Raw genomic sequence first — 13,844 nt, 5'->3', positions numbered from 1 at the left:
CTTTGCAGATGCTTGTCGGCAATCAGCCAACGCGATCAGCCGCGGGCTCTATCATCCCGCGAGGAGAGCCTTTGCTTGACTCCTACCGCCCCAAAAGAGAAGGCCCGGCTTGCGCCGGGCCTCCGTCGTATTCGCAAGAAGCGATAGACTTCGATCAGAAGTCCATGCCGCCCATGCCGCCGCCGCCCGGCATAGCCGGCATGGCGTCCTTCTTGGGCAGCTCGGCGATCATCGCCTCGGTGGTGATCAGCAGGCCGGCGACCGAAGCCGCGTCCTGGATCGCCGTGCGCACGACCTTGGTCGGGTCGATGATGCCGGCCTTGACCAGATCGCCGTACTCGCCGGTCTGGGCATTGTAGCCGTAAGCGTAGTCCTTCGACTCGAGCAGCTTGCCGACCACGACTGCGCCGTCATCGCCAGCGTTGTCGACGATCTGCTTGGCCGGGGCCATGATCGCCTTGCGGACGATCTCGACGCCGGTCTTCTGGTCGTCGTTCTGGGTCTTGATCGACTTGACGGTCTGGAGCGCGCGCAGGAGCGCCACGCCGCCACCCGGCAGGATGCCTTCTTCGACCGCAGCGCGGGTCGCGTTCAGGGCATCGTCGACGCGGTCCTTCTTCTCCTTGACCTCGACCTCGGTCGCGCCGCCGACGCGGATCACCGCGACGCCGCCAGCGAGCTTGGCGAGACGCTCCTGGAGCTTCTCACGATCGTAGTCAGACGAGGTCTCCTCGATCTGCGCCTTGATCTGCGCAACGCGGCCCTCGATGTCCTTCTTCTTGCCGGCGCCGTCGATGATCGTGGTGTTCTCCTTCTCGATACGCACCTTCTTGGCGCGGCCGAGCATGTTGAGCGTCACGGTCTCGAGCTTGATGCCGAGGTCTTCCGAGATCAGCTGACCGGCGGTCAGGATCGAAATGTCCTCGAGCATGGCCTTGCGGCGATCGCCGAAGCCCGGAGCCTTGACGGCCGCGACCTTCAGGCCGCCACGGAGCTTGTTGACGACGAGGGTGGCGAGAGCCTCACCTTCCACGTCCTCGGCGATGATCAGCAGCGGCTTGCCGGTCTGAACGACGGCCTCGAGGATCGGCAGCATCGCCTGGAGCGACGACAGCTTCTTCTCGAAGACGAGGATGTAGGGATCCTCGAGCTCGGCGACCATCTTCTCGGCATTGGTGATGAAGTAGGGCGAGAGATAGCCACGGTCGAACTGCATGCCTTCGACGACATCGAGCTCGGTCTCGGCGGTCTTGGCCTCCTCGACGGTGATGACACCCTCGTTGCCGACCTTCTGCATCGCGGTGGCGATCATCTTGCCGACCGACTCGTCGCCGTTGGCCGAGATGGTGCCGACCTGCGCGACTTCCGCGTTCGAGGTGACCTTCTTCGAGTTCTTCTTCAGGTCCGTGACGATGGCGTCGACCGCGAGGTCGATACCACGCTTCAGGTCCATCGGGTTCATGCCGGCGGCAACCGACTTCAGGCCTTCGCGCATGATCGCGGCGGCGAGCACGGTGGCCGTCGTGGTGCCGTCACCGGCGGCATCGTTCTGCTTCGAGGCGACTTCGCGCACCAGCTGGGCGCCCATGTTCTCGAACTTGTCGGAAAGCTCGATCTCCTTGGCGACGGTGACGCCGTCCTTGGTGATGCGGGGAGCGCCGAACGACTTGTCGATCACAACGTTGCGGCCCTTGGGACCGAGCGTGACCTTGACGGCGTTGTTGAGGATTTCGACGCCGCGCAGCATCCGGTCGCGCGCGTCGGTGGAGAACTTGACGTCTTTAGCAGCCATGCGAGCTACTCCTTAATGAAAACGGGAATTGGAGGTCGCGTGGCGTTCAGCCGACGACGCCCATGATGTCGGATTCCTTCATGATCAGGAGATCCTGGCCATCGATCTTGACCTCGGTGCCCGACCACTTGCCGAAGAGGACGCGATCGCCCTTCTTGACGTCCAGGGCAACGAGCTTGCCGGCTTCGTCGCGGGCGCCAGCGCCGACGGCGACGACTTCACCCTCTTGGGGCTTTTCCTTGGCGGTTTCGGGGATGATGATGCCACCCTTGGTCTTCTCTTCGCCATCAAGGCGACGGACCACGACGCGGTCATGCAGCGGACGGAACTTCATGGTTCTGTCTTCCTCTAAGGTAGAAACGGAACGCGCGGCCTGCGTGGGAACACAACCGGCATCCGTTAGCAGTCTCGGGTATCGAGTGCTAACGGATGCGGCGGAGATAGGCTCGCCCCCGGGATGAGTCAAGGAAGCTTCTCGGCGGAAAGTGAATCGAAATTGCGGCGCGGCAGAAATTGCGGCGCGGCAAGAGCGGCCAAGAGGAGCATGGCAAGAGGGATGCTGCGAAACCCCATGCGACGCGCTATCCTGCCGGAATGACCGAGCCCGTGCCCGACCCCCGGCTTGACGACATCGCCCGCTCCTGCGTCGCTTTGCACGTTCGAATGACTGCGCGCGCCGTCACCCGCGCTTATGACGAGGCGATGCGGCCGAGCGGACTGAAGATCACGCAGTTCGTTCTGCTCTCGGCGCTCAGCACCGGCGCCTTCCGATCCGTGACCGAGCTGGCCGAGCGGTTTGCGCTCGAGCGCACCTCGCTTACCCGCAACCTGCAATTGCTTGCTGCGGAAGCACTGATCGAGCCTGTGGAGTGCAAGGGCAGGGCCCTGGTCTATGCCGTGACCGACAAGGGCCGCGCGGCGATCGAGGCCGCGATCCCTTATTGGCAGGCTGCGCAGGAGCGCATCGAGGGCGGGCTCGGCCGGGAAAAGTGGAGCGAGACCCGCGATGGCCTGCGGGCCTTGCGGCGTGTTGCTCGCGGCGTGGCCTGACGCTTTCTCCGGGCCGAAGCAGAACTTGACCGCGCGCGGCTTCTCGGTAACGTGTATCTGCACGTTAATCGGAGCTGTTCATGTCGCGAACGATCGGTGTCGTCTCACGCGAGGTCTTGCTGGCCGAAGACGGCGTGTCCTTCCTGCGTGGCATGATGGAGGGGCGCCATCCCGGTGCGCCCTTCGCCGAGGCCATGGATTTCGATCTCGCGGAGGTCGAGGAGGGGCGGGTGGTCTTCGTCGGCAAGCCGTCGGCGCGCTATTTCAATCCGCTTGGCACGATCCATGGCGGCTGGACCGCGACGATCCTCGATTCAGCTATGGCCTGCGCCGCTCACGCGACGCTGAAGGCCGGTGAGGGCTACACGACGCTCGAGATGAAGATCAACTATGTCCGCCCGGTGATGCCGGGAAGCGGCATCGTTCGCTGCGAAGGCAAGCTGATCCATCGCGGCGGCACGGTCGCGACGACCGAAGGCAGGCTCACCGACGGGCGCGGCAAGCTGCTCGCGCATGGCACCGAAACCTGCATGATCTTCCCGGTCGGGGTCGCGGCAGGCCGCTGAGGCGGCTTCGTCTTGTCAGCGGTTCGTGGCCAGGATGCGCTGACCTGTCACTGCCGGCTCATCTTCTGTGTTTGCATCGGCTTTCCCGAAAAACGCAATCCACTTTTCGAGCCGATGCTTCAGGGCTGGACCCGGTAAACGCCCGGGCTGGCTCCCATCACCTGCCGGAAGCGGCGGTTGAAGGTCGAGAGATCGCCGAAGCCTGCCTCGAAGGCGATGTTCGCGATCGTGTGGTCGGACTGGCGAAGCATCGTCGCGGCGCGGTGCATCCGCGTCCGCAGCAGGTACTGGTGCGGCGTCATGCCGACCAGCGTCCGGAATGTTCGCAGAAAATGATAGCGGCTCATCGCCGCTTCGCGAGCGATGCCGGCGAGCGTCAACGGCTGCTCGCTTTCGGCTTCGATCAGCCGCAATGCTCTGGTGATCCGGCGCGTGTCCTGGGCGCTGGGAGCGACTGCCGCCGGGGGCTCGCCGTTCTGCAGGGCCGCGACAGCGCCAGCGAGCCGGACCGCGATCTCCTCGAGCTTGATCGCATCGCGGCGCGCAGCCTCCGCTTCTGCAGCAAGCCGGAACGATGCCAGCGACGGCGGCAGACAGGCCCGCGTAAATTCGAAACACCGCGCCGCCGGCACGCCGACCACGATGTCCTCCAGCTGTTCGGGCTCGAACTGGAAGGCGAGGCAGCGATCGCCGATCGCGTGTTCATGGCCGCATTCGAAGCACGTGCCGCGATTACCGAACAGGATTGCGCCCGGTGCGAGCAGCGCGGTTCCGAGCGATGAGCGATACTGAAAGCTGCCGGCCGTAACGACAGCGATGCAGCAATGCTCATGCCGTTCCTCGAAGGCAGGATCGGAAGGGCCCGCCGTGCAGACGATGTCACGCACGCGCCAGCCCGGGCCGGATGCCAGAAGTTGCGAGGTCGCCTTCATCGCGATTCAGCAATTTTTCCCAAGCGCAAAGCGGTGAGAACAGCCTAGCTTACGGCATTCTGCACAGCACTGGAGCCTGAACATGGCAGTGGCCGTCACCACTTTGAAGGAAGTGCTCCATGCCGACGGGCCCGCGCCCGATCGGGCCGACAGGATGGGCCTCTATGGCTGGCTCATTGGGTCATGGACGATGGATGCCGTGATGCACGCCGATGACGGTAGTCGGCACGAAGGCAAGGGCGAGATTTGTTTCGGCTGGGTTCTGGGCGGACGCGCGATCCAGGATGTCTGGGTTCTGCCCGGCTTCTTCCACGGCACGACGCTGAGGGTCTATGACCCCGCGCTCGATGCCTGGCATATCTTCTGGAGCGACCCGCTCAAGCAGTACTACACGCGTCAGCTCGGTCGGGCCGAGGGGCCCGATATCGTCCAGCATGGCAAGCTGGAGGACGGCACGGCGATCCGCTGGCGCTTTACCGAGATCACGCCGAACGCGTTCCGTTGGCTCGGAGAGCTTTCATCCGATGAAGGCAAGACCTGCGATGAAGCCAAGACCTGGCGCCTCCAGGCCGATTTCCGCGCCCGGCGCCTCACTGCCTGACCCCCTCCCGGAGGAGATCCACCATGCTTGACCATGTCTCGATCGGCGTTCGGGAGATCGCCCGCACAAAGCGCTTCTACGACGCGTCGCTCGGTGCTCTCGGCTATCGCTGCCTGAGCCATGACGACAGCTCGCTGGGTTATGGCGGGGATGCGGTCGCCTTCTGGATCGGGACTGCCCAGACCCCGGTCCCGCCGGATCCGGGCTCGAACCTGCACTTCTGCTTCGCTGCCCCCAATCGGGCGAGCGTGGATGCTTTTCATGCCGCTGCGCTGAACGCGGGTGGCAAGGACAACGGCGCGCCAGGGCTGCGGGCGGATTACGGGCCGAACTATTATGCGGCCTTCGCAATCGACCCGGACGGTTACAGGATCGAGGCTTATTGCGGCCGCCCGGAAGGCTGAAGGATCGCGGCGCCCGCAATGGCGCCGCCTCTTCCTTCAATGCGTTGTGGGAAGATTATGCGCGGCCCATTCGCTCCGGGGAACCGCATCGGCGACCAGAAACTCGAAACCGGCGACCTTGCTGCGATCGGGCGTGGGCTCGCATCTGAACCTGAGCCTCTACCATTGCCGCTTGCTGCGGAAGGCGGCGCCGTCGGCCTGCAGCATTCCAGCCGCGAGCCTCGTGTCCGCCATCCCGTAGGCGACGACCCTGTCCGGTTGGAGATCGGCTTTCCATGCCTGGACCAGGCTCATCGCTTCGAGGTTGCACAATTGCTCGATGCGCTAGCGCCTGCTGACCGCAACGGCGCCGGCGACGATCAAGACTGCGCCCGCATAGGTGGTCCAGAGCGGAATCTCGCCGAAGAAGGCGAAACCGAGCAGGCTCGCCCAGACCAGTGCCGTGTACTCGATGGGTGCCAGCCGCGACGCCGCTGCGCGGGCAAACGCGGAGGTCAGCATGAGGTGCCCGGCGACGCCGAGCAGGCCGGCGGAGAGATAGGCCAGCAGGTCCTGGCCGGTCATGGGTACGAAGGCGAGCCAGGCGGGAATGGCGAGGCAGAGCGCCGGCCCGCAATTCTGGAAGGCGACGATGACCGCCGGATGTTCCTTTACCGCGATCCGTCGCAGCAGGATCAGGTTGAAGGCATAGGACACTGCCGAGAACAGGGCTGCGGCGACGCCGAGCTCCGCTCCGGTGACGCCGCCCTGCAACCTGGGCCAGACCATGACGAGCATGCCGAGCAGACCGAAGCCGAGGGCCTGGAAAATGCGCCCGTCGAGCCGTTCCTTGAGCAGAAATCCTCCGAGCAGGGCGACGAAGACCGGCGCGAGGAAAGACAGGGTCAGGGCCTCGGCCAGAGGCAGTACCGAGATCGAATAGAAAAAGCTGCCGGCGGTGAGCACCACGAGCGGCACGCGCAGGGCGTTGCCGATAAGGCTGCTGCGGGTCGGGAACTTCGGGCGCACCACCGCAAGGACGATGAGGGCGCAAAGGCCGCCCGCGGCAAAGCGCATGAACAGGGCGACGATGAAGGGATGATGCTGCATCTGCCCCTTGATCACCGCGTCCATTGCGGTGAGCAGGGCGATGCCGAGGACGGCTCGCAGCGCCGTGCCTGCGGTCATGCCGGTTGGCCGGTGAGGCGCTTGCGGAAATGGTACTCCCAGCTGAAGGAGATATCGCCGAGATAGCGCTGCCCCGGCCAGCGGACGAAGCCGAGCTTCTCGTAGAAGCGATGGCCGCGCGCGAAGCGCGCATCGGACCACAGGATCATCTCTGCATGGTTGCCGGCTTCCGCGAAGCCGAGCGCCTCTGCAAAGAGCACCTGCGCGAGCCCGGCGCCGCGCCAGGCGGGAGAAACATAGACCTTTGCAAGCTCGGCGGCATTCTGTTCGGGAACAGGAAAGATGCCGAGCGACCCGGCGATCCCGCCATCAGGCGCGTCTGCGATCCAGAGCCGGCCGCCCTTGGCCGCGAAATGGCTCGCGGGCCTCCGCAGCTCGGGAAACTCCGACCAGTCGAAATGGCAATCGGGATATTCGGCGAAGCTCGCGGCGATCAGGGCGGCGAGCGGTTCGGAATCATCGTCGCGCGCGGCGCGAAGCGGCGGGAGGCTTGCGGTCATGGCGCAGCGATGCAGGCCAATCGCGCTTGGTGCAAGGGGAGGCGCCACCGCTACGCGCATGCCGTTCAGCCCAGCAATGCAAATGCCGCATCGGCGGTCAGTTTCAATGCCGCCGCGCCGAGCAGGAGATAGCACCAGAAGAACAGCGTCTTCTGCTCCAGCCGCTCATGGACGATGCGCCCCAGCCAGACGCCGATCGGCGCTGCTGGCGTCAGCGCCAGCACAGCCCAGAGTGCGTCCGGCCGCTCGACGCCAAGGGCCAGATAGGGCGGCAGCTTCAGCCAGTTTCCGAGGGTGAAGAAGACGACCGTGGTGCCCACCAGCACGGTCTTTGGCAGGCCGCGGGCGAGCAGATACAGGGCGACGGGTGGGCCGCCGGCATGCGCGACGAAGGTGGTGAAGCCGGCGGCGGTGCCGGCGACCAGGGCCAGCGCGGGACGGACCGGACGCGCGCCTGGTGCCGCAAGCCGCCCCCTTGCGAACCAATGTGCCGTGAAGGCCAGCGTCGTCAGCCCGATGATCAGCGTCACGATCCGCGCATCGACCAGGCGGAAGACCAGATAGCCGACGCCAATGCCAATGATGAGCCCGGGCAGGAGCCAGATCAGGTCCGGCTTCGACCAGGTCGAGCGCCCAAAGCTCTGCAGGGCGAACAGGTCCATGAGCGCAACCAGGACGGCGACCATAATCGCGGCCGAGAGCGGGTCGGTGACGAGCGCGAGCAGGGGGATGCCGAGAATCGCCAGGCCGCCGCCAAAGGCCCCCTTGCCGATCGCGATCAGCAGCGTGGTCGCCAATCCCACCAGATAGAACAGCGGGTCGCTCAGCATCAGCGGAATCCGGAACGCGAATGGACCGAGATTCGGCGCGCTTCGGCTTGGAAATGCACGAGCGGGCGGTTAGGGCAGTTGTGTATCGATGATGTGGTCGCCGCGTGAGTCGCGCGGCACCTTCGTGCTGGCGCCATGACCGGGATCATATGACTGTTCTCGTGCCCTTCATCATCAATGCCGGGCTGAATTTCGTTCTCGGTCTGCTCATAGCCTATTTTCTCGGGCCCGCGGCTTTCGGACTCTACGCGATTGGCGCGGCCATCGTCGTGCTGGTCAACACCGCGCTGCTCGACTGGCTGAGGGTCTCGGCGATCCGCTTCTACTCATTGGCGGCGCGCGAGAAGCAGCCCGAGATTCGCGCGACGCTGGATATCCTGGCTGCCGGCATCAGCATTGCCCTGTCCGGCCTGCTGATCGCCGCGATCGTGGCGGGCATCGATTTCCGCCTGCCGGCGATGCTGCTTGCGGCTGCCGTGCTCGGCGGCATCGGGGCAGGGTTGTTCGACTATCACGGCGCGATCGCGCGCGCCCGCTTCCTCGACGCCGCCTACGCCAAACTGATCATCGTCAAGAACGTCCTGGCGCTGATCCTGATGGTCGGCGGAGCCTGGATCACGCACGATCCCGCCATTGTCCTGCTTGGCGGCCTGATCAGCGTGGTGGTGGCGCTGCTTCTCGTCCGGCGGGCGCTGGCCGATGCGCCGCTCACGCTCTCGGCCGCCGACAAGGCCGTCGCCTGGAGCTTCTTCATCTATTCCCTGCCGCTGATCGGCAGCAATGCGATCTATTCGCTGATCCCGCTGATCAACCGCTCCCTGCTCGCCGGCGCCCATGGCTTTGCCGAGGCCGGCTATTTCTCTCTGGCCTCGGATATGGGGCTGAAGCTCTTCGGCACGCTCGCCTCGACCCTGGAGATCGTGCTCCTGCGAGAGGTCATTCGCCTCGACGAGACGCGCGGGCGGCGGGTGGCACTGCGCCGTATCGCCGAGAATGTCGTCGTCGTGCTGATGGTGACGCTTCCTGTCGCCGCCGGGCTCTGGCTTGTCCTGCCCGCCTTTGAACGGCTTCTGGTCCCGCCGAGCTTTCACGGCCATTTCTCGGCCTACATGTCGATCCTGATCGCGGGCTTCATGGCTTTGACGATCTCGCAGTCCGCCTTCATCCCGGTTTTTCTCCTCGGCAGACGCACTGGCATCGCGCCCGTGGCAACGGGCCTCGGCCTGGCCAGCAATCTGCTGCTGGTGCTCGGTCCCTGGGGAGCGGCGGGACCGGAGCGTTACGCCTATGCGCAGGCGAGTGCCTTCATCGTCGCGCTCGGAGTGACTGCGAGTGCGGCACTCCGTTCGCTGCCGGTCTGGCCGCCGCTGCGAGACTGCGCCTGCGTGCTGCTCGCCGTTCTGTCGATGGTTGCTGCAATCTGGCCGCTATCCGGCCGTTTCACGGCGCCAATCGAACTCGCGCTCCAGGTCGGCGTGGGGGTGCTTGTCTACGCGGCTGTCATCCTGGGTTGCGACGTGATGCGGAGCCGCACCAGGCTTGCACTGTGGTGGGTCATGCGCCGAAGCCGTGCGGTCCGATGACATGGCGAGGTCTGCCCGATAGCCCGGCACGGGCCGAAGAACCCTTCGCCTTCACCCGAAACGCTTCGTTCACCGTCTCTCTAGGCGGGTTGCTAAGGTTAATTCGCTGAATTCACGCGAATGGTCGCCGAAACGCTGACGATGCGGCAGCGATTCACCATTCCTTTGAGAGCGGCTCCCCAGGCTCTTCACAGCTTGCTGAAGAGAGTTGCGTCATGCGTCCCGTCCTGTTCGTTCCGCTCGCGATCCTGTCCGGGTTGTGCGCCACCAACGGCTCCGTCTCCGCGCAGAGCTACGGGCGGCCCGCCGATCCCCTGGTCACCGGTTCTACCGCGCGTGGCAACTACGGTGGCGGCTTCATCGAGATGCTGATGACCGGCCGTGACCCGACGCCCCAGGGCCGGGGCGGGGCGGTCTATAATCGGCCGGGCGGCTACTCCGCCTATGGCCAGCGCGTCGTACCCGCGCAGGGCTACGGCGCCGATCCGTTCGAGCGGGCGTCCGAGCCGCGTGCTCCGGGGCGTCGCATGGCCGCGCTGGGCGAGCCCATGCAGATGGAGCGGCCGATCGAGCGCGTGCTCGATCCACGTTTCCAGAAGCAGGAAGTTGCCTATTACGGCCCGCACAAGCCAGGCACCATCGTCATCGATACGCCGCGGAAATTTCTCTTTCTCGTCCAGCCCGGTGGGCGCGCCTTGCGCTATGGCATCGGCGTTGGGCGGCCGGGCTTCGAATGGGCCGGCATGAAGGCCGTGACGCGCAAGGCGGAATGGCCGAGTTGGACGCCGCCGGCCGAGATGCTGAAACGCCGCCCGGATCTGCCGCGTTTCATGTCCGGCGGGCCTGAGAATCCGATGGGTGCGCGCGCGCTCTATCTCGGGTCGTCGCTCTATCGCATCCATGGCACGAACGAGCCGCACACGATCGGTCAGGCCGTCTCCTCGGGCTGCATCCGCATGACCAATGACGATGTGATGGATCTGTATGGGCGGGTGCGGGTCGGCGCAAAGGTGCTGGTGATCTGAGGCGGCGCGCCACCTGCGCAGCCGTCAGGAACTGCCGATGAAAATGCCGGTCGCAAGGACCAGCAGGCCGCCGAGCACGATCTGCACGATCGCCGATGTGAACGGCGTCTCCATATAGCGCCAGCGGACCCAGGCGATCACGATCAACTCGATTGCCACGATGATGCCGGCGATCGCCGTGGCGGTCCAGAAGTCGGGGATGAGGTAGGGCAGGGTATGGCCGAGCCCGCCGACCGTCGTCGCGACACCGCAGGCGGCGCCACGGACCCAGGGATGCCCGCGTCCCGTGATGGCGCCGTCATCCGACAGAGCTTCGGTGAGGCCCATGCTGATCCCCGCGCCGACCGATGCGGCGAGGCCGACCTGGAAGGCGTTCCAGGAATCATGCGTCGCGAAGGCGGCAGCGAATATCGGCGCCAGCGTCGAAACCGAACCATCGATCAATCCGGCAAGGCCTGGCTGAACGATCTGCAGCACGAGAAGGCGATGTCGGGTCTGGTCTTCCTCGGCGGTCGCATCCGAGGTCAGGATGGTTTCGCCGAGGCGCTGCGCCAGGCTCTGATGCGATTTCTCGGCCTCGGAAAGGTCAGCCAGGAGTTTGCGTGTCTCGACGTCATGCGCCCGTTCGGCGGCTCGGGCGTAGAAGCCCGAGGCTTCCTCTTCCATCAGCGCCGCTTGCGTCCGCGCGGTGTCGAGCCGCAGCCCGTCCATCAGCCAGACCGGGTTGCGCTTCAAGAACCCTTTCACGTCCTGACGCGTGATGTAGGGCAGTTCCTTGCCGAAGCGGCCCTCGTAGAGCGAAAGCAGGCTGTGGCGATGACTCTGCTCTTCCGCCGCCATCTCCTCGAAGACCTCAGCGGAATGCGGGTAGATCGGCCGAAGGCGATTGGCGAGGGAAAGGTAGATCCGGGAATCCTCTTCCTCATTGGCGATCGCAAGCGCGAGGATCTCGGCCTCGTCCAGATCGTCGATGCGTTTCATGATCACCCCTTAGATTAGAATTATTCCAATCTAAGGGGTGCAGGCTGCAATGGGAAGGCCCCAAACCAAAACGGCTCGCCGCGAGGCGAGCCGCCGTTGGTCCTGGTGGACGCAGCCGGGATCAGGCCCAGTCGCCGCCATCATCGATGGGGTCGTCGTCCTGGCCGGGATCATAGGGCTCGTCGTAGCTGGCCTGATCGTAGGTTGCCTGGTCCGCAGTGCCTTGATCATTGGCCGCCTGCTGGTTGTCGGCGGCGCCGGCATCCTTTTCAGCGGTATCGGACGGTTTGCTTGCATCGGCTGCCTTGCTGGCATCCGCAGTCTCCGTGGCCTTTGCCTCGCCGCCCTTGCCGGCGCCAAAGGCGTTGGTCAGGACGTTGCCGAGCATCATGCCGCCGGCGACGCCGGCCGCCGTCGTCAGCGCGGAGGCCATGAAGCCGCCGCCACGTCCGGGCGCCTGGGCCTGCTGGTTTGCCCAGGGACCCGGCTGTTGCTGGCCTTGTGGGCCGCCGAAAGCCTGACCGGAGGCCGGCTGTTGCTGCTGACCGGTCCACGCGGCTGATGCCGCTTGCCCTTCAGGGCGTGCCCGGAAGGCCGGTACGGAGCCGCTGCGCGCCGGGGCGTCTGCGGGCCGAGATGCGCCGCCGAAGATGCCCGACAGGAAGCCGCCCGCCTGCGCTGGAGCCTCGGTGGGTCGGCTCTGCAGGTCACGAACTTGAGCCTGCAGTTCCTCGACCTGCGCCTGAAGGTTGGTCAGCGCCTGTTCCTGAATATAGACGGCCTGCGCCATGACATAGGGCGCATAAGGCTGCTCGCGCAGGCGCTCGGCGATGTAGCGTTCAGCCTCGGGGTCGCGGGGCTGGTTGGCCGCCTGTCTCAGGCGATCGAAAATCCCGGCGATCACGTCGCGTTCTTGCGGCGTCATCGTCATCTCCTCTCGTTTGGACGGCGCGGGTGCGCCGCCGCGTCAAGAGGTGGGGGCTGCTTGTGACGCTATCAAGGCAGTGCGTCGATCAGGCATTGCCGACATTGCTGTATTGGAAGCCACGGCGGCGCATGTCGTCCGAGCGGTAGATATTGCGCAGATCGACAACGACGGGCTCGCGCAGGGCGGCCTTGACCGCGGCCAGATCGAGCGCGCGAAAAGCATCCCATTCCGTCACGATCACCAGCGCATCTGCGCCCCTGATGCAGGAATAGGCGTCGCTCGCATAGGAGATTCCAGGCAGCAGGGGCCTGGCCGCATCCATGCTCTCGGGATCATAGGCAATGATCTCTGCCCCGGCATCCTGAAGCGCGGTGATGATCGCGATCGATGGCGCTTCGCGCATGTCGTCGGTGTTCGGCTTGAAGGCGAGGCCAAGGATGGCGATCCGTTTGCCACGCACCGAACCACCGCAGGCGGCGATCACCTTGCGGGCCATGGCGCGCTTGCGCTGGTCATTGACGGCGACGACGGTCTCGACGATCCGCAGCGGAGCCGCCAGGTCCTGCGCCGTCTTCATCAAGGCCAGCGTATCCTTCGGAAAGCAGGAGCCGCCATAGCCGGGGCCGGCATGCAGGAACTTCGCGCCGATGCGATTGTCGAGGCCGATGCCGCGCGCGACCTCCTGGACATTCGCGCCGACCGCCTCGCAGAGGTCGGCCATCTCGTTGATGAAGGTGATCTTGGTCGCGAGATAGGCGTTGGCGGCGTATTTGATCAGCTCGGAGGTGCGGCGCGAGGTGAAGAGGAGGGGCGCGGCATTGAGATAGAGCGGCCGATAGATGTCCTCCATCACGGTGCGAGCGCGTGCGTCGTCGGTGCCGATCACGATCCGGTCCGGACGCTTGAAGTCGCTGATCGCGGCGCCCTCGCGCAGGAATTCCGGGTTCGAGACCACCGCGAAATCGGCGTCCGGCCGGCTCTCCCGCATGATCCGCTCGACTTCGTCGCCGGTGCCGACCGGCACGGTCGACTTGGTGACGACGACGGTGAAGCCCTCAAGCTCGGCCACGACATCGCGCGCGGCCTGGTAGACATAGGAAAGGTCGGCATGGCCGTCTCCGCGCCGGGCCGGCGTACCGACCGCGATGAAGACCGCGTCGGCGCCGCGGACGGCACCGGCCAACTCGGTCGTGAAGGAGAGGCGGCCTTCTCGCACATTCTTGGCGACGAGATCGTCCAGGCCGGGCTCGAAGATCGGGATCTCGCCGCGGTTGAGCGCCTCGATCTTGCCGGCGTCGGTGTCGACGCAGGTCACGACATGGCCGAAATCGGCGAAGCAGGCGCCGGAGACCAGGCCAACATAGCCCGAACCGATCATCGTCACGCGCATGAGGTGTCGTCCTCTCTCGCGGGGGCCGGAGCGGGATTGATCCGGCCTCGCATGCGGCAGCTTGAGCAAGGCTCCCCGCCGCCGCTCCGCCTATA

Annotated in this window: 15 protein-coding genes and 1 pseudogene; 6 read left to right on the top strand and 10 right to left on the bottom strand. The window is 65.4% G+C overall.

What is annotated here, in order from left to right; all coding sequences use genetic code 11:
- Positions 1–154: 154 nt before the first annotated feature.
- Complete coding sequence (gene groL / locus FG93_RS28185; RefSeq protein ID WP_043241410.1) at positions 155–1,792, bottom strand: chaperonin GroEL; 1,638 nt, start codon at positions 1,790–1,792, stop codon at positions 155–157.
- A 46-nt stretch (positions 1,793–1,838) separates the two neighbouring features.
- Positions 1,839–2,126 carry a co-chaperone GroES gene (groES, locus tag FG93_RS28180; RefSeq protein WP_043241407.1) on the bottom strand — a complete coding sequence of 96 codons (288 nt, stop codon included), beginning with the start codon at positions 2,124–2,126 and terminating at the stop codon, positions 1,839–1,841.
- A gap of 329 nt (positions 2,127–2,455) precedes the next feature.
- Here groES and FG93_RS28175 point away from each other — a divergent pair, with 329 nt between their 5' ends.
- Together FG93_RS28175 and FG93_RS28170 are read left to right on the top strand one after the other, a co-directional pair.
- Positions 2,456–2,842, top strand: a complete 387-nt coding sequence (locus FG93_RS28175; protein ID WP_052514300.1) for a MarR family winged helix-turn-helix transcriptional regulator — start codon at positions 2,456–2,458, stop codon at positions 2,840–2,842.
- 80 nt (positions 2,843–2,922) lie between these two features.
- Positions 2,923–3,408, top strand: a complete 486-nt coding sequence (locus FG93_RS28170; RefSeq protein ID WP_043241404.1) for a PaaI family thioesterase — start codon at positions 2,923–2,925, stop codon at positions 3,406–3,408.
- Between the two features lie 119 nt (positions 3,409–3,527).
- Here the strand turns inward: FG93_RS28170 and FG93_RS28165 are convergent, their stop codons facing one another.
- On the bottom strand, positions 3,528–4,340 hold the full coding sequence (locus tag FG93_RS28165) for an AraC family transcriptional regulator (RefSeq protein ID WP_043241402.1): 813 nt from the start codon (positions 4,338–4,340) through the stop codon (positions 3,528–3,530).
- Positions 4,341–4,422: 82 nt separating this feature from the next.
- Between FG93_RS28165 and FG93_RS28160 the strand changes: the two genes are divergently transcribed.
- Both FG93_RS28160 and FG93_RS28155 read left to right on the top strand, forming a co-directional pair.
- The gene (locus FG93_RS28160) at positions 4,423–4,941 is read left to right on the top strand and encodes a hypothetical protein (protein WP_043241399.1); all 519 of its coding nucleotides are present in this window, start codon (positions 4,423–4,425) and stop codon (positions 4,939–4,941) included.
- A 23-nt stretch (positions 4,942–4,964) separates the two neighbouring features.
- On the top strand, positions 4,965–5,345 hold the full coding sequence (locus FG93_RS28155) for a VOC family protein (RefSeq protein WP_043241396.1): 381 nt from the start codon (positions 4,965–4,967) through the stop codon (positions 5,343–5,345).
- Between the two features lie 36 nt (positions 5,346–5,381).
- Here the strand turns inward: FG93_RS28155 and FG93_RS34095 are convergent.
- The 4 genes and pseudogenes from FG93_RS34095 to FG93_RS28135 form a co-directional block, all read right to left on the bottom strand.
- Positions 5,382–5,639: pseudogene (locus FG93_RS34095) on the bottom strand (DUF930 domain-containing protein).
- A 30-nt stretch (positions 5,640–5,669) separates the two neighbouring features.
- A complete protein-coding gene (locus FG93_RS28145) occupies positions 5,670–6,512 on the bottom strand; it encodes a DMT family transporter (RefSeq protein WP_043241393.1) in 843 nt (280 codons plus the stop codon).
- The gene (locus FG93_RS28140) at positions 6,509–7,012 is read right to left on the bottom strand and encodes a GNAT family N-acetyltransferase (protein ID WP_043241390.1); all 504 of its coding nucleotides are present in this window, start codon (positions 7,010–7,012) and stop codon (positions 6,509–6,511) included. The genes FG93_RS28145 and FG93_RS28140 overlap by 4 nt, the downstream gene beginning before the upstream one ends.
- Positions 7,013–7,077: 65 nt before the next feature.
- Positions 7,078–7,842 carry a sulfite exporter TauE/SafE family protein gene (locus FG93_RS28135; RefSeq protein ID WP_052514299.1) on the bottom strand — a complete coding sequence of 255 codons (765 nt, stop codon included), beginning with the start codon at positions 7,840–7,842 and terminating at the stop codon, positions 7,078–7,080.
- Positions 7,843–7,991: 149 nt separating this feature from the next.
- On the opposite strand from FG93_RS28135, the gene FG93_RS28130 reads away from it, so the two are divergent.
- Together FG93_RS28130 and FG93_RS28125 are read left to right on the top strand one after the other, a co-directional pair.
- Positions 7,992–9,425, top strand: a complete 1,434-nt coding sequence (locus tag FG93_RS28130; RefSeq protein WP_052514298.1) for a lipopolysaccharide biosynthesis protein — start codon at positions 7,992–7,994, stop codon at positions 9,423–9,425.
- Between the two features lie 215 nt (positions 9,426–9,640).
- Positions 9,641–10,450, top strand: a complete 810-nt coding sequence (locus FG93_RS28125) for a L,D-transpeptidase (protein WP_043241387.1) — start codon at positions 9,641–9,643, stop codon at positions 10,448–10,450.
- A 24-nt stretch (positions 10,451–10,474) separates the two neighbouring features.
- Here FG93_RS28125 and mbfA read toward each other — a convergent pair whose 3' ends face one another.
- From mbfA to FG93_RS28110, 3 genes are all read right to left on the bottom strand, one after another.
- Positions 10,475–11,431: an iron exporter MbfA gene (mbfA, locus tag FG93_RS28120; RefSeq protein WP_043241384.1), complete on the bottom strand. Its 957-nt coding sequence runs from the start codon at positions 11,429–11,431 to the stop codon at positions 10,475–10,477.
- A 121-nt stretch (positions 11,432–11,552) separates the two neighbouring features.
- Positions 11,553–12,356 carry a DUF2076 domain-containing protein gene (locus FG93_RS28115; RefSeq protein WP_052514297.1) on the bottom strand — a complete coding sequence of 268 codons (804 nt, stop codon included), beginning with the start codon at positions 12,354–12,356 and terminating at the stop codon, positions 11,553–11,555.
- 88 nt (positions 12,357–12,444) lie between these two features.
- On the bottom strand, positions 12,445–13,749 hold the full coding sequence (locus FG93_RS28110) for a UDP-glucose/GDP-mannose dehydrogenase family protein (protein WP_043241382.1): 1,305 nt from the start codon (positions 13,747–13,749) through the stop codon (positions 12,445–12,447).
- Between the last annotated feature and the right edge of the window lie 95 nt (positions 13,750–13,844).

The sequence above is a fragment of the Allobosea sp. LC85 genome (assembly GCF_000735605.1).
Lineage (GTDB): Bacteria > Pseudomonadota > Alphaproteobacteria > Rhizobiales > Beijerinckiaceae > Allobosea.
The sequence above is the reverse complement of the archived record's forward strand: the minus strand, read 5'-3'. Positions and strand labels throughout refer to the sequence as shown.

Excerpts from the sequence above, each read along its gene's own strand:
- FG93_RS28165 (WP_043241402.1), bottom strand. The coding sequence starts at position 4,340 with ATGAAGGCGACCTCGCAACTTCTGGCATCCGGCCCGGGCTGGCGCGTG.
- FG93_RS28155 (WP_043241396.1), top strand. The coding sequence starts at position 4,965 with ATGCTTGACCATGTCTCGATCGGCGTTCGGGAGATCGCCCGCACAAAG.
- FG93_RS28135 (WP_052514299.1), bottom strand. The coding sequence starts at position 7,842 with ATGCTGAGCGACCCGCTGTTCTATCTGGTGGGATTGGCGACCACGCTG.
- FG93_RS28145 (WP_043241393.1), bottom strand. The coding sequence starts at position 6,512 with ATGACCGCAGGCACGGCGCTGCGAGCCGTCCTCGGCATCGCCCTGCTC.
- FG93_RS28175 (WP_052514300.1), top strand. The coding sequence starts at position 2,456 with ATGACTGCGCGCGCCGTCACCCGCGCTTATGACGAGGCGATGCGGCCG.
- FG93_RS28125 (WP_043241387.1), top strand. The coding sequence starts at position 9,641 with ATGCGTCCCGTCCTGTTCGTTCCGCTCGCGATCCTGTCCGGGTTGTGC.
- FG93_RS28140 (WP_043241390.1), bottom strand. The coding sequence starts at position 7,012 with ATGACCGCAAGCCTCCCGCCGCTTCGCGCCGCGCGCGACGATGATTCC.
- FG93_RS28110 (WP_043241382.1), bottom strand. The coding sequence starts at position 13,749 with ATGCGCGTGACGATGATCGGTTCGGGCTATGTTGGCCTGGTCTCCGGC.
- groES (WP_043241407.1), bottom strand. The coding sequence starts at position 2,126 with ATGAAGTTCCGTCCGCTGCATGACCGCGTCGTGGTCCGTCGCCTTGAT.
- FG93_RS28115 (WP_052514297.1), bottom strand. The coding sequence starts at position 12,356 with ATGACGCCGCAAGAACGCGACGTGATCGCCGGGATTTTCGATCGCCTG.
- FG93_RS28130 (WP_052514298.1), top strand. The coding sequence starts at position 7,992 with ATGACTGTTCTCGTGCCCTTCATCATCAATGCCGGGCTGAATTTCGTT.
- groL (WP_043241410.1), bottom strand. The coding sequence starts at position 1,792 with ATGGCTGCTAAAGACGTCAAGTTCTCCACCGACGCGCGCGACCGGATG.
- FG93_RS28160 (WP_043241399.1), top strand. The coding sequence starts at position 4,423 with ATGGCAGTGGCCGTCACCACTTTGAAGGAAGTGCTCCATGCCGACGGG.
- FG93_RS28170 (WP_043241404.1), top strand. The coding sequence starts at position 2,923 with ATGTCGCGAACGATCGGTGTCGTCTCACGCGAGGTCTTGCTGGCCGAA.
- mbfA (WP_043241384.1), bottom strand. The coding sequence starts at position 11,431 with ATGAAACGCATCGACGATCTGGACGAGGCCGAGATCCTCGCGCTTGCG.